Consider the following 13731-nt stretch of genomic DNA (forward strand, 5'->3'; position numbering starts at 1 on the left):
CGGGCCCACGACCTCGACCCCGCTCATCCGGTCGGTGCGGAAGGTCCGCCACTCCCCCGCCACCCGGTCGACGCCGTGCACGTAGGAGTGGCCGTCCGCGACTGAGAGGCGGGCCGGGTCGACGATGCGGGTGGTGGAGGTGTCCGAGGTGGCCGAATGGTAGACGAAGCGCAGCGCCCGGCCGTCGTGCACCGCGGTGCGGACGACCTCGGCGTCGGAATCGGTGGTGTCCGGCGCGGTGTCGTCGCGCGCGCGGCGGTCCTCGCCCCCGACCGCGGCACGCAGGGTCCGCAGCAGGTCGCGTAGCGCCGCCTGGTCCACCACCTCGGGGTGGTCGAGGAACACGGCGAGACCGGTCTCCAGCGTCACGGCCTCGGCGGCGGTGAGCCTGACGGGACGGTCGATCCCGGCCGTGAACGTCACCTCCACCATCTCCGCGTCGTCGAGGTCCTCGGAGGAGAACGCGAGATCGATCAGGTCGCCGGGACCGTAGCCGGGCAGTCCGCAGGACCACAGCTGCCAGAGCGCACCCCGCAACTGGGTGTCCGTCATGCCGAGGTCGCGGGCCGCCTCCGTGACGGGCACCGCGCCGCGACTGTGGAAATAGGGGACCACGCTGAGCAGGGTCGCGAGCGGGACGGAACGGGCGCTCAACGGACGGCCTCCTCGGCTGCGGTGAGGATCGACACGACGCGCACGCGCAGGTCGGCGGGGCGGAGGGCCACGGCGTCCACGCCCTGGGAGGCCACGAGCGACGAGAGCTCCGCGAGCGGGGCGTTCACCTCGAGATCCGCACCGGGTCGTCCGAACCGGTCCGCCGGCGTGACGGAACGGGCCATCGCCCGGAGCTCGGCCGCGTGCCCGTCGGCCGCCCACACCGTCGCCTCGACCACCGGGTTGAGGCGCGCGATGGCGTCGTCGAGAAGCGAGAGCACCGCGGTGGTCGGCGGGACGGGGACCGTACGGTGGGCCTGACCCGCCCGGAGCTCGGACACGCGCACCAGGCGGAAGGTCCGCGGTTCCCCGCGGTCCAGGTCGTACCCCACCACGTACCAGTGGCCGAGCCGCGATCCGGTCCACCACGGCTCGACGCGCCGCCCGGTCGGCTCGGTCGCCCCGGCCGGGGTGTGGGAGAAGGTCAGGACGCGGCCCGCCGCGATCGCCTCGGCCACCACCGCGGCGGCGGAGAGCCCGGCGGGGTCCTCCACCGACACCGTCGCGCCGGCGTCGTGGACGGGGTCGATCCCCGCCGCGGTGAGCTTGGCGAGCGCCCCGTCGGCGCGGGCGGCCCGCTCCCCCTCACGCCAGACCTCGGCGGCCACGGCGAGGATCCCGGCCTGCTCGGGGGTCAGGGTGATGTCGGGCAGCTCGTACCCCTGGGCGGGGATCCGGTATCCCGCCGGGGACCCGGGCGCCAGGGAGGCGCCCTGGTCGAGCGGGATCCCGACCTCCCGGAGCTCGCGCTTGTCGCGCTCGAACATGCGCAGGTACGCCGCCTCGTTCTCGCAGTCGTCGTACCCCTGGACCATCCTCCGGATCTCGCCCGCGGACAGGAAGGCGTTGGTCGACCTCAGGCAGATCACGAGGTTGACCAGTCGTTGCGACTTCGAGGTGGACACGGGGAGGAACGCTATCGCCCGAGTCCGGCGATCAGGTCGTCGACACGCGGGTCCCCGGGCGCGAACGGGTCGGTGAGCGCGACGGTGGGCAGCGTCCCGTCCGCCACCTTGAGGTGCACCCAGTCCACGGTGAAGTCGCGCCCCGCCTCGGTGGCGGCGGAGATGAACCGGCCCCGCAGGGCCGCCCTGGTGGTCTCCGGTGCCATCCGCCGGGCCAGCTCGACCTGGGCATCGTCCACGACGCGCGAGACCAGCCCGCGGCGTTCGAGCACCGAGTGCAGTCCGCGACCCGGCCGGATGTCGTGGTAGGTCAGGTCGATCTGGGCGAGCCGGGGATGGTCCAGGTCCACCCCGGTCCGGCCCTGCACCTGGCGGATCAGGCGCAGCTTGGCGGCCCAGTCGACGTCGGCGGCGATCGACTCGTGGTCCCCCGACTCGACGGCGTCGAGCACCCGCTCCCACAGGGCGACGCACCCCTCCACGTCCGCGCGGTCGTCCCGCTCCCAGCCGCCGGCGTCGAGGTAGCGGTGGACCGCGGACAGGAACTCCCGCTGGATCTCCAGCGCACTCATGGTGCTGCCGTCGGTCATCGCGACGGGCCGGGTGCCGGTGAGGTCCCGGCTGATCTCGCGGATCGCCCGGACCGGATGGGCCACGGCCATCGGCCGCAGGGCCACGCCGGCCTCGAGCATCTCCAGGACGAGACGGGTGCTGGCCACCTTGAGCAGGGTGGTGGTCTCGATCATGTTGGAGTCGCCGACGATCACGTGCATGCGGCGGAACCGGGCGGAATCGGCGTGGGGCTCGTCGCGGGTGTTGATGAGGGGCCGCGAGCGGGTGGTGGCCGAGGAGACCCCGTCCCACATGTGCTCGGCGCGCTGGGAGAAGCAGAAGGTGGGGCCCTCGGTCGCGTCCACCCCGACACCCGCCGGGGTCCCGGGGAGGATCTTGCCCGCGCCGCAGATCACCTGCCTGCTCACGAGGAACGGCAGCAGGGTCGTGGCGACGCTCCGGACCTGGGTCGAGCGGTCGAGGAGGTAGTTCTCGTGGCAGCCGTAGGAGTTGCCGACGGAGTCGGTGTTGTTCTTGAACAGGTAGACCCCGGCGTGGATCCCCTCCGCCGCGAGCGAGCGCTCGGCCTGCCGCGCGAGGTCGTCGACGATCCGCTCCCCCGCCCGGTCGTGGGCCACGAGCTGTCGCAGGCCGTCGCACTCGGCGGTCGCGTACTCCGGGTGGGAGCCGACGTCCAGGTAGAGCCGGGATCCGTTCTCGAGGAACACGTTGGAGCTACGCCACCGCTCCACCACGGGACGGAAGAGGTAGCGGGCGATCTCGTCGGGGCCCAGGGCCCGCGCGCCCTCGCCGCCGACGCTGGTGATCCCGAATTCCGTCTCGATACCGACGATGCGACGGATCATGGCGGTCTACTGCCCGCCCTTTTGGACGTAGGACTTCACGAACTCCTCGGCGTTGGTCTCCAGGATGTCGTCGATCTCGTCGAGCAGGGAGTCCGCGGAGGAGGTCTGCGCGGCCTTGACCACCTGGCCGGCCTCGTCGTGGTCGTCGGCCGGGCCGCCGGCGTTCTTCTGGATCTGGGACATGGTGTGTGCTCCTGTCGGTGTTCTCCGCCGGCCGGGCCGTCCGGCCGGCGGCGTGGGCGCCCGCCGCGTCAGTGCGGCGAGGGCCCGTCGGGGCTGAGGTAGTCCGGGTGTGCCTCGCAGTGGGTCCGGGTACCGGTGTACGGGTCGGAGAGGTCCACGTGCCGGGGCTCGCCGCGGGAGTCGACGACGACGACGTGGTCCCACCCCGCCGTGCGGACGCGGTCGCCGAGTCGGGCGAGGAAGCGTCCCCTCGCCCAGGCCCGCGTTCTCTCCGGCGGGGTCGTGACGGCCGCCTCGACCTCCGCGTCGGTGGTGAGTCGGCGCATCGCCCCCTTTGCGACCAGACGGTTGTAGAGGCCGCGGTCCGGGTCGATGTCGTGGTACTGCACGTCGATGAGCGCGAGCCTGGCGTGATCCCAGCCCAGGTCGTCCCTGGAGCGGAACCCCTCGAGCAGGCGGAGCTTGGCGGGCCAATCGAGCCGGTCCGCGCACGCCATGGGGTTCTCCTCGAGGGCGTCGAGGATCTCCCGCCACTCGGCAAGGACCTCGGGTGCCCAGCCGGGGCGTCCGGAGCCGTCCCCGGTCACCTCCGCCACCCGACCGAGGATCTCCCGCTGCAGGCCGATCCCGGTGAGCTCCCTGCCGTCGGGCAGGGCCACGGTGGCGGCGAGCGTCGGGTCGTGGCTGATGACGTGGACCGCCTCGACGGGGTCCACCGGCACGAGGTCGGAGAAGTCCACCCCGGCCTCGATCGCGTCCAGCACCAGGCAGGTGGTGCCGATCTTGAGGTAGGTCGCCAGCTCGGACATGGTGGCGTCGCCGATGATCACGTGGAGCCGGCGCCATTTCTCGTCGGTGGCGTGGGGCTCGTCGCGGGTGTTGATGATCCCGCGCCGGAGCGTGGTCTCCAGACCCGTGAGCACCTCGATGTAGTCGGCGCGCTGGGAGATCTGGAACCCGTCCGCCTCGCCGAACTGCCCGATCCCCACGCGTCCGGCGCCGCAGAACACCTGCCGGGAGAGCAGGTGGGGGGCGAGGCTCAGGGTGAGGACGTCGAAGTCCACGTCCCGGCGCACGAGGTAGTTCTCGTGGGCCCCGTAGGAGGCGCCCTTGCCGTCGACGTTGTTCTTGTAGAGCTTGAGCTCGGCGTGTCCCTCCGTGGCCGACGACTCGCGTCCGGCGCGGTGCATGACGACCTCGCCGGCCTTGTCCCAGATCACCGCGTCGAGGGGCGAGTCGACCTCGGGCGCGGAGTATTCGGGGTGGGCGTGGTCGACGTAGAAGCGGGCGCCGTTGGTGAGCACCCGGTTGGTCACCCCGAACTCGCTCGGGTCGTACGCGCGGGCCGCACCGAGGTCGAAGCCGCGGGCGTCGCGCAGGGGCGACTCGGACGCGTAGTCCCAGCGGGTGTCGTCGGTGGCGCCGGCTCCCACACCCGGGTCGGTGTAGGCCTTGACGACCTGGGTCGAGGTGACCACCGAGCTCAGCAGGGGTTGCCCCACGGCGACGATCCCGAACTCGATCTCCGTGCCGATGATCCGCCCGGGCGCGCTCTGATCGGGCGCGCTCTGATCGGGCGCGCTCTGATCGGGCAGGGTCACAGGTCCTCCTCCCGGCGCGGGACCGAGACCTCGACCACGCGTTCCCCGCGCACGCCCGACAGCCTCGCCCATTCCTGCGGGTTGGAGGTGTTGGGCAGGTCCGTGTTCTCGGCGAACTCGGCGTCCACGGCGTCGAGGAAATCGTCCGTCGTGAGCCCCTGGCCCGAACCGTGGACGATGTCCTTGATCGCAAGCTTCTTGGCGCGGTCGACGATGTTGCGCAGCATCGCACCGGAGGTGAGGTCCGCCAGGTACAGCGAGGCGCGCCGGCCGGACGCGTAGACCAGGTGGACGTAGGTCGTCGACTCGTCACGGGTGTAGAGCCGGTCGAGGATCCTGGAGATGATCTCGCGGACGTGGTCCTGGCCCGTGGTCCCGATCTCCGACGGGTCGAAGCGCAGGTCCGGGGTGATGTATTTGGCCAGGATGTCGCCGGCGGCGTCCCGGTCGGGGCGGTCGATGCGGATCTTGAGGTCGAGGCGCCCCGGGCGCAAGATCGCCGGATCGATCATGTCCTCGCGGTTGGAGGCCCCGATCACGATGACGTTGCGCAGGTCCTCGACGCCGTCGATCTCGGCCAGCAGCTGCGGGACGATCGTCGTCTCCATGTCCGAGGAGACGCCCGACCCGCGCGTGCGGAAGATCGAGTCCATCTCGTCGAAAAATACGATGACCGGGTTGCCCTCGGTCGCCTTCTCCCGCGCCCGCTCGAAGATCGCCCGGATGTGCCGCTCGGTCTCCCCGACGTACTTGTTGAGCAGCTCGGGGCCCTTGATGGAGAGGAAGTAGGAGTTGGGGTACCGGCCGTCGGTGACGTCCTCCCCCCGCGACTGCGCGGCCGCCCGCGCCAACGAGTGGGCGACCGCCTTGGCGATCAGTGTCTTGCCGCACCCGGGCGGGCCGTACAGCAGCACGCCCTTGGGCGGGGACAGGTGGAACTCCCGGTACAGGTCGTGATGGATGAACGGCAGCTCGATCGCGTCCCGGATCTGCTCGATCTGCGGGCCGAGCCCGCCGATGTCGGAGTAGTCGACCATGGGGATCTCCTCGAGGAGGAGCTCGTCGACCTCGGCCTTGGGGACGACCTCGAACGCCACGGCGGACTTGGGGTCCACCAGCACCGCGTCGCCGGGCCGGACGGGCGCGGGACGGGTGGCCGTCCGCCCGCCGCGCAGCCCCGCCGAGAGGTGGACGATGTGCTCCTCGTCATTGCCCATCACCACCCGGGCCCGCTCGCCGTCGGCCAGGACGTCCCGGAACACCGCGGTGACGCCGGTGACCGGCAGCTCGGCGGAGGCCTCGACGACGGTCATCGCCTCGTTGAGACGGACCGTGACACCGGCCGTGAGGTCGGAGGCGTCGACCCCGGGCGCGAGGGTGAGCCGCATCCGCCGACCGGCGGCCATGACCTCCGCGGTGTCCGGGTCGGTCGGGTCCTTCAGCACGACGCCGTAGGTGCTGGGCGGCGTACCGAGGCGCTCGACCTCACCCTTGAGGGTCCGGAGCTGGTCGCGGGAGTCCTTGAGGAGCTCGGCGAGGCGGACGTTGCGTGCGCCCAGGGCGTCGATCTTGATCGACTTCTCGCGGTCCGAACGGGCCCCCTCGTCCACGGCCTCCCGCAGCCGCGCGAGCTCCGCCCGGTCCAGCGTGACCCTGTCCTGGTCCCGCCCGGCCGGGGAACGTCCCTCGGTCACCGCGATCACCTGCCTTCCGACTCGCCGACGATTCACCTCGTCGTCGTCGACTCCACCCTATCGCCGGGGTGGATCACCGGGGTCGGGGGCGGGTGAGCGCGCCTCCGTGGCGGCGGTGGGTCAGTGCTTGCCCGCCCGGCGCTTGGGCTTGAGCGTGGTGACTCCCTCGGCCAGCCGGCGCGCGGTGACGAGGAAGGCGGTGTGCCCCTGGATGCGGTGCTCCGGGCGCACGGCCAGTCCCACGACGTGCCAGCCACGGTTGATGGACTCCCACGCCCGCGGCTCGGTCCAGCACTCCTGGCGCCGCAGGGTCTCCACCACGTCGGACAGCTGCGTGGTGGTGGCCACGTACACCACCAGCACCCCGCCGGGCACCAGGACGTCGCCCACCGTGGGCAGGCACTCCCACGGGGCGAGCATGTCCAGCACCACGCGGTCCACCTGGCCGCCCAGCGCCTCGACCGAGGCCTCCGACAGGTCGGCGATGCGCAGGTCCCAGTTGTCCGGGTGGTCGCCGTAGAAGGTCCGGACGTTGCGCTCGGCGTGCTCGGCGTGGTCCTCGCGGATCTCGTAGGAGATCACCCTGCCCTCGGGGCCGACGGCGCGGAGCAGGGAGCAGGTCAGGGCGCCGGAGCCGGCGCCGGCCTCCAGGACGCGGGCCCCCGGGAACATGTCGCCCTCGTGGACGATCTGCGCGGCGTCCTTGGGGTAGATGACCTGCGCGCCGCGCGGCATGGACAGGACGTAGTCGGTGAGCAGCGGGCGCAGTGCGAGGTAGTGGGACTCCTTGGTCGAGGTGACGATCGACCCCTCCGGTGTCCCGATGAGGTCGTCATGGCGGACGGCGCCGTGGTGGGTGAAGAACTCCGCGCCCTCGACCAGGACGACGGTGTACTTGCGCCCCTTGGTGTCGGTGAGCTGGACACGATCGCCCACGACGAACGGACCGGATCGCTGCACTGTGGACCTCCATGGGGGCGGCGGCCGAGTGTCCGACCGGTTGTCTACCCTGCCAGGTGTGACGGATCCTCTGGAAATCGGTGGCGTGGCCCCGCCCGCGCGCAGGCCTCTCGCGCTGTCGGCCTCACGGGCGGCGGACTTCAGGCAGTGCCCGCTGCTGTACCGGCTCAGGGCGATCGACAGGATCCCGGAGCCCAGGACGCGGGCGCAGGTGCTCGGCACCGTGGTCCACTCGGTACTGGAGGAGTTGTACGGGCTGGAGCAGCCCGAGCGGGCGCCCGAGCGGGCCGCGGGTCTGGTGCCGGCCGCCGTCGACCGCTTCTACGAGCTGGACGGAGGGACGGAGGTCGTGCCGCACGCCGCCCGGCCCGAGTTCGAGGCCGAGGTCTCGGCCCTGGTGTCTGCGCTGTACGGCGTCGAGGATCCCCGGCGGTTCTCCCCCGCCGCCTGCGAGCAGTACCTTGTGACCGCCACCTCGGCGGGGACGCCGCTCCACGGCTACCTGGACCGCGTCGACCTGGCCCCCACCGGGGAGGTGCGGGTGGTCGACTACAAGACGGGCAGGCCCCCGAACCCGCGGTACCAGGATCAGGCGATGTTCCAGATGCGGTTCTACGCCCTGATGTACCACCGGATCCACGAGGTCCTGCCCGCACAGCTCAAGCTGATCTACCTCAAGAACGGCAGCTGGCTCACCCTCAGTCCCGACCTGGCGACCCTCGTGGCCACGGAGTCGGAACTGGATGTGCTGTGGTCAGAGATCGAGCGGGCCGGACGGGCCGGGGTGTTCCCCCCGCGCACCTCGCGATTGTGCGACTGGTGTAATCACCAGGCACTGTGTCCGGCGTTCGGGGGCACCCCGCCGGAGTACCCGGGATGGCCGGGCAGCCGCGCGGTACCCGGCCGGGACACCCTGCCCGGGTCCCCGATCTCAGAGGAGGACGAACGATGACGGAGGCCTACTTCGAACCGCTGGGCACCGACGACGGCTGGGAGGTCTTCCGCGCGACCCCGCACACGGTGAGCGCCTGGGGTCCCGACCTCCAACACGGCGCCCCGCCCTCGGCGATCCTCACCCGGGCCATGGACCGGCTCGAGCGTTCGGACGGGACCCGGATCGCCCGCATCACCGTGGATCTGCTGGGGCCGGTGCCGCTCGGCGAGCTCCGCACCCGGGCGCGGGTGACGCGCCCCGGGCGGCGGATCCAGCTTCTCGAATCCGAGCTCCACGCCGGGGGCCGGGTCGTCGCCCGCGCGAGCGCCTGGCGGATGGCCATCGGCGACACCGCCGAGGTCGAGCAGACCGCGGCCGAGCGTCGGGACCTTCCTGGGGCGGACCACAACAGCGAGTTCTTCAACCGCTGGACCAGCGGATACATCGACTCCCTCGAGATTCGCGGCTCCGAGGACGGAGCCGTGTGGGCGCGCCCGACGCTCCCCCTGGTCGCGGGCGAGGAGATGACCCCCGCCGAGCGGGTCATGTCGGTGGCGGACATCGCGAACGGCGTCGGGGCGGTCCTCGAACCCGACCAGTGGCGCTTCCTCAACACCGACGTGGTGATGCACCTGCACCGGCGACCCGTCGGCGAGTGGATCGGGGTCACCGCCGAGGCCTCGATCGGCCCGGACGGCGTGGGCGCCACCGCGGGCACCCTCTACGACGAGGTGGGAGCGATCGGGCACACGCTGCAGGCGCTGCTCGTCGAGCGGGCCTGAGCCGCGCCGCGGCTCAGCCCATCCGGCAGGATCGGATGTCGGTGGCGATGATCGCCTTGGCACCCGCGGCGGCCAGCTCGTCCATGATCGCGTTGACTCTCCGCCGCGGCACCATCGACCTGACCGCCACCCACGCCGGGTCCGCCATCGGCGAGACGGTGGGCGATTCGATCCCCGGGGTGATGGCCGACACCGACTCGAGCAGTTCCTTGGGGCAGTCGTAGTCCAGCATCATGTACTGCTGGGCAAACACAACGCCCTGCAGCCGCGCCCGGATCTGAGCCATGGCCGGGGTGATCTCGGCGCCGGTCCGCGCGATCAGGACTCCCATCGAGTCGCAGAGCACGTCCCCGAACGCCTCGAGGTCGTGCACCTTGAGCGTCCGGCCCGAGCCCACGACGTCCGCGATGCAGTCGGCCACGCCGAGCTGGATGGAGATCTCCACCGCGCCGTCCAGCCGGATGACCTCCGCCTCGACCCCCCGCCGCCGCAGGTCCTTGCGGACGATGTTCGGGTAGGACGTGGCGATCCTCGATCCGGCCAGCCGGTCGGTGGTCCACCCCGCGCCGGCCGGACCGGCGTAGCGGAAGGTGGAGTGCCCGAAGCCCAGGTCGAGGAGATCGTCCACCTCGGCCATCGAGTCGGCCGCCAGGTCGCGGCCGGTGATCCCGAGTTCGAGCCGCCCGGAACCCACGTAGACCGCGATGTCCTTGGGGCGGAGGAAATAGAACTCGACGTCGTTCTCACGGTCGATCAGGGAGAGGTCCTTGCTCCCCTCCGAGCGACGGCGGTACCCCGCCTCGGAGAGCATCTCCGAGGCGGCTTCGGACAGGGCGCCCTTGTTGGGCACTGCGACGCGCAGCATGATGGCGGCTCCAGGATCGGGTGCGGGAGTGGTGGGGAGATGGGGCGGCTAGAGGTGCCGGTAGACGTCCTCGAGCCCGAGACCGCGCTTGAGCATCATGACCTGGGTCCAGTAGAGAAGCTGCGAGATCTCCTCCGCCAGCTCGTCGTCCGACTGGTACTCGGCCGCGATCCACACCTCGCCGGCCTCCTCGTTGATCTTCTTACCGAGGTGATGTACGCCCTTGTCGAAGGAGGCGACGGTGCCGGAGCCCTCCGGGCGCGCGGCGATGCGCTCGGACAGCTCGGCGAACAGAGAATCGAAGGTCTTCACGCGCCCGATTCTCCCACAGCCGCGCCCACCGGCCTCCCCGAGGTGAGGGCGACGAGCCCGGCCGAGTCCACGCCCTCGAGGCTTGGGTGGGTGTGCGCCCCCACCACGTCGGGCTGGCCGGCCGTCGACGGCACGTACAGGACCCGGCACCCCGCCGCGACGGCCGCGGTGGCCCCGGTGACCGAGTCCTCCACCGCGACGGCCGCGAACGAGTCGATCCCCAGCTCGGCGCACGCGAGCAGATATGGATCCGGCGCGGGCTTGGGGTCGGTCACCATGCAGCCGGTCACCACCACGTCGAAGCGCGACCGGTCGATGAATTCCAGGGGGACGGCGGCCACGTCCGCCGTCGTGTTGGTCACCAGGGCGACGGGGGTGCCGGCGGACGCGAGATCCTCCAGGAGGTCCTCCGCCCCCGGCCGCCACGTCATGTCGGTCCGCATGAGGTCGGTGACGCGCGAGTTGAGCCGGTGCGCGAGGCGGTCGTACTCCGCCCCGTCGATGGTGCGGCCGGTGTACTCGGAGAGGATCTCGAAGAACCCGCGGAGCGAGTTGCCCAGCGTGCGCTCGCGCGTGGACTCGTCCAGCGGGCGGCCCATGTGCTCCGCGAGCTCGTAGACGGCGATGTCCCACAGTCGCTCGGTGTCGACGAGGGTGCCGTCCATGTCGAGACAGACGGCGGCCGGGGCACGATCACGCGAATTGCTGGTCACGGCCTCTTGTCTACCCGACGCCGTGCGGCCGGGGGTGCCGCGCCCTGACCGGAGGGATCGGGCGCGGGCCGCTACGCGCAGGGATTCGCGGGGACGATGAACCTCTCGGTGTGCGTGGCCGACCCGAACGGCACGGCCGACCCCGGCGCCATCGTGGGCAGGATGGATCTGCTGACCGTGATGGTCACCGCCAGCCGGCCGGTCCCGGTGACCTGGCCTCCGATGCCCACCTCGGGGCCGGTCGACCGGACCGTCCGGGCACCCGTGGCACCGGTGTCGAGGTTGTGCCACCCCACGGTGGCGGAGTTGAACGGGAACAGGGTGGCGGAGAAGTCGAACGATCCGACGGGGTGGTCGAGGTCCCTGGCGTTGGCGCTCAGCGCCTGGTGGAAGAGGTCGTCCCCGCCCAGCGTGCAGGTGGTGAACGCTCCGAAGCGGATCGTGTGCTCGCCGCCGAGCGGGTACGGCATCCGCACATCCCAGGCGGGCGACTCGTGCCACACCTGGGCCGAGGCCGCAGGGGGCGCGGCCACGGCCACTCCCCCGGCGAGCAGCGTCGCGGCGCCGACGAGGGCGGCTGATCGACGGATGGTGGTCATGGGTGGCTCCTCGTGGGGTTTGGCCGACGGAGGACTCCGGGGCGCACGTCCCTACCGGTCTATCGCCGGGGGCTCTCCGGGTGTTAGCCGCGTCACCTCTACCTGTCGCTCCCGGTGGCCTCCCGCCACCCGTCGAAGTCGCTGAGCTTGCGTGGCGCCATCACCACGCGCGCCGAGTTGAGGATCGCGAGGACGTCGATGACCTCCTGCGCGATCGCTCCGGCGAGTGGGGTGAGGAGACCGAAGACGGCGAGGAGCATCCCGACCACCGAGGCGGCCATCCCGCCCAGCGCCGACTGCAGGGCGATCCGGCGCATGCGTGTGCCGATGTGGAGGAGGTCGTCGAGCCGTTCCAGCGAGGAATCCAGCACCACGGCGTCGGCGGCCTCGGACGTGACATCGGAGGTGGCGCCGAAGGCGACCCCGGCGGTCGCGGCGGTCATCGCCGGGGCGTCGTTGATCCCGTCGCCGAGGAACAGGGTCGGGCCCGCGGCCGTGCGTTCGCGCACGATCTCGAGCTTGCCCTCCGGACTGACGCCGCCGTACACCTCCGTGATGCCCACCCGATCCGCCAGGCGGCGGACCTCGGCCTCGCGGTCACCGGAGATGATCATCATCCGCTTGACCCCGTGCGCGTGCGGGAGGTGCGCGATGAAGTCACCGGCGGTGGCCCGCGGCTCGTCGCGGAACCGGAGGGTCGCCGCGTAGCGGGAGTCGATGAGGACTATCGATTCCAACCCCGTCTCGATCTGCGGGAGAAGTCCGGTCGCGCCGGGATCGACGTCGGCGAGCCCGCGGCGATTGGTCAACCGGAGGCTGCGGCCGCCGACCTCGCCGACCAGCCCGGCACCGGGTTTCTCGGCGACGGAGCTCAGCGGCGGGGTGTCCAGGCCCCGCTCGGTGGCCGCGTCGACGACGGCCCTCGCGAGGGGGTGGCGGGAGTAGACCTCGACCGCCGCGGCGGCGGCGAGGATGTCGTCGGGATCGTCGCCCGGTCGCGCGATGATCTCGGTCAACACCGGGCGCCCGTAGGTCAGGGTGCCGGTCTTGTCGAACATCACCGTCTCGACCCTCCCGACGTCCTCGAGCATCGCCGGGTTCCTGATGATGATGCCGCGCTTGGCGGCGAGGGAGATGGCCCCGATGATCGCGACGGGGACCCCGATGAGCAGGGGGCAAGGCGTGGCCACCACCACCACCGCGAGGAAGCGGGTGGGGTCGCCGGAGATCGCCCACCCGAGGATGCCGAGGGCCAGGGCGACCAGGGTGTACCACGCGCCCAGGCGGTCGGCGAGGCGACGCATCGGGGGGCGGTGCTCCTCGGCGTCCCGCAGTACGCCGACGATCTGCGCGTATCGCGAGTCCGCCGCGACCCGCTCGGCGCGGACGGTCAACGCGACATCGCCGTTGATGGCACCGGAGAGCACCTGGGAACCGGGTGACTTGGGGACGACGTACGGCTCGCCGGTGAGGTACGACTCGTCCATGGCGCCGTTGCCGTCCACCACCTCGCCGTCGACGGGGCACAACTCGTGCGGCAGGACCAGCAGGAGGTCGTCGACCCGGACGTCGTCGGCGCCGAGGTCGTCCACACCCTCGGACGGCGAGGAGCCGCGGAGGCGGTGGGCGACCGCCGGGCTGCGCCGGGCGAGGGCGTCGAGGACGGCCGACGCCCTCCGCGACGCCGCCGCCTCGAGCGCCTCGCCCCCGGACAGCATCAGGACGATGATCGCGGCGACCAGCCACTCGGAGAGCGCGACCGCGGTGACGATCGACACCGCGGCGAGCATGTCGGCCCCGCCGGCGCTCCTCACCGCCGAGCGGACCACCTCGATGATGAGCGGGATCCCCCCGACCACCACCACGGCGACCAGGGGGGCGCGGATCGCCCACTCCGCCGTGGCGGAGACGGCGGGGTCGGTGAGCGCGCGTGTGACGAGGTAGATCGCGATCGCCAGGATCGTGGCCATCGCCAGGACGCCCTGTCGCGAGGCCACGAACGTGCGGAGAGCCCCGTCCCGGGTGGAGGTCATGTGTCCATCATCTACGAA

Annotated in this window: 14 protein-coding genes; 2 read left to right on the plus strand and 12 right to left on the minus strand. The window is 71.8% G+C overall.

All coding sequences use genetic code 11. From position 1 onward, the window contains the following. The 7 genes from Q0444_RS05160 to Q0444_RS05190 form a co-directional block, all read right to left on the minus strand. Positions 1-654, minus strand: a 654-nt coding sequence (locus Q0444_RS05160) for a WYL domain-containing protein (protein WP_299021893.1), incomplete at its 3' end; no start/stop codon positions are given. Further along, positions 651-1619 (minus strand): YafY family protein, encoded by a 969-nt coding sequence (locus Q0444_RS05165; RefSeq protein ID WP_291083544.1) that lies wholly within the window; start codon positions 1617-1619, stop codon positions 651-653. The genes Q0444_RS05160 and Q0444_RS05165, both read right to left, overlap by 4 nt. A gap of 11 nt (positions 1620-1630) precedes the next feature. Further along, the gene (pafA, locus tag Q0444_RS05170) at positions 1631-3037 is read right to left on the minus strand and encodes a Pup--protein ligase (protein ID WP_291083547.1); all 1407 of its coding nucleotides are present in this window, start codon (positions 3035-3037) and stop codon (positions 1631-1633) included. Positions 3038-3043: 6 nt separating this feature from the next. Further along, the gene (locus Q0444_RS05175) at positions 3044-3220 is read right to left on the minus strand and encodes a ubiquitin-like protein Pup (RefSeq protein ID WP_291083550.1); all 177 of its coding nucleotides are present in this window, start codon (positions 3218-3220) and stop codon (positions 3044-3046) included. 68 nt (positions 3221-3288) lie between these two features. Continuing rightward, positions 3289-4821, minus strand: a complete 1533-nt coding sequence (gene dop, locus Q0444_RS05180; protein ID WP_299021898.1) for a depupylase/deamidase Dop — start codon at positions 4819-4821, stop codon at positions 3289-3291. After that, positions 4818-6515 carry a proteasome ATPase gene (gene arc, locus Q0444_RS05185; protein WP_299021901.1) on the minus strand — a complete coding sequence of 566 codons (1698 nt, stop codon included), beginning with the start codon at positions 6513-6515 and terminating at the stop codon, positions 4818-4820. The genes dop and arc overlap by 4 nt, the downstream gene beginning before the upstream one ends. 120 nt (positions 6516-6635) lie before the next feature. Next, positions 6636-7475 carry a tRNA (adenine-N1)-methyltransferase gene (locus tag Q0444_RS05190; RefSeq protein ID WP_291083559.1) on the minus strand — a complete coding sequence of 280 codons (840 nt, stop codon included), beginning with the start codon at positions 7473-7475 and terminating at the stop codon, positions 6636-6638. A 58-nt stretch (positions 7476-7533) separates the two neighbouring features. On the opposite strand from Q0444_RS05190, the gene Q0444_RS05195 reads away from it, so the two are divergent. Next, a complete protein-coding gene (locus Q0444_RS05195; RefSeq protein ID WP_291083563.1) occupies positions 7534-8427 on the plus strand; it encodes a PD-(D/E)XK nuclease family protein in 894 nt (297 codons plus the stop codon). Then, a complete protein-coding gene (locus Q0444_RS05200) occupies positions 8424-9191 on the plus strand; it encodes a thioesterase family protein (RefSeq protein WP_291083566.1) in 768 nt (255 codons plus the stop codon). Before Q0444_RS05195 ends, Q0444_RS05200 begins: the two co-directional genes overlap by 4 nt. Positions 9192-9204: 13 nt before the next feature. On the opposite strand, the gene hisG is transcribed toward Q0444_RS05200, so the two are convergent. From hisG to Q0444_RS05225, 5 genes are all read right to left on the minus strand, one after another. Continuing rightward, on the minus strand, positions 9205-10056 hold the full coding sequence (gene hisG, locus Q0444_RS05205) for an ATP phosphoribosyltransferase (RefSeq protein WP_291083569.1): 852 nt from the start codon (positions 10054-10056) through the stop codon (positions 9205-9207). Between the two features lie 48 nt (positions 10057-10104). Then, complete coding sequence (locus tag Q0444_RS05210) at positions 10105-10368, minus strand: phosphoribosyl-ATP diphosphatase (protein ID WP_291083572.1); 264 nt, start codon at positions 10366-10368, stop codon at positions 10105-10107. Continuing rightward, positions 10365-11081 carry an HAD family phosphatase gene (locus tag Q0444_RS05215; RefSeq protein WP_291083575.1) on the minus strand — a complete coding sequence of 239 codons (717 nt, stop codon included), beginning with the start codon at positions 11079-11081 and terminating at the stop codon, positions 10365-10367. Before Q0444_RS05215 ends, Q0444_RS05210 begins: the two co-directional genes overlap by 4 nt. Before the next feature lie 71 nt (positions 11082-11152). Then, on the minus strand, positions 11153-11680 hold the full coding sequence (locus tag Q0444_RS05220) for a hypothetical protein (protein ID WP_291083577.1): 528 nt from the start codon (positions 11678-11680) through the stop codon (positions 11153-11155). A gap of 98 nt (positions 11681-11778) precedes the next feature. Then, the gene (locus tag Q0444_RS05225) at positions 11779-13713 is read right to left on the minus strand and encodes a heavy metal translocating P-type ATPase (RefSeq protein ID WP_291083580.1); all 1935 of its coding nucleotides are present in this window, start codon (positions 13711-13713) and stop codon (positions 11779-11781) included. Between the last annotated feature and the right edge of the window lie 18 nt (positions 13714-13731).

The organism is uncultured Dietzia sp. (genome assembly GCF_937873725.1).
Lineage (GTDB): Bacteria > Actinomycetota > Actinomycetes > Mycobacteriales > Mycobacteriaceae > Dietzia.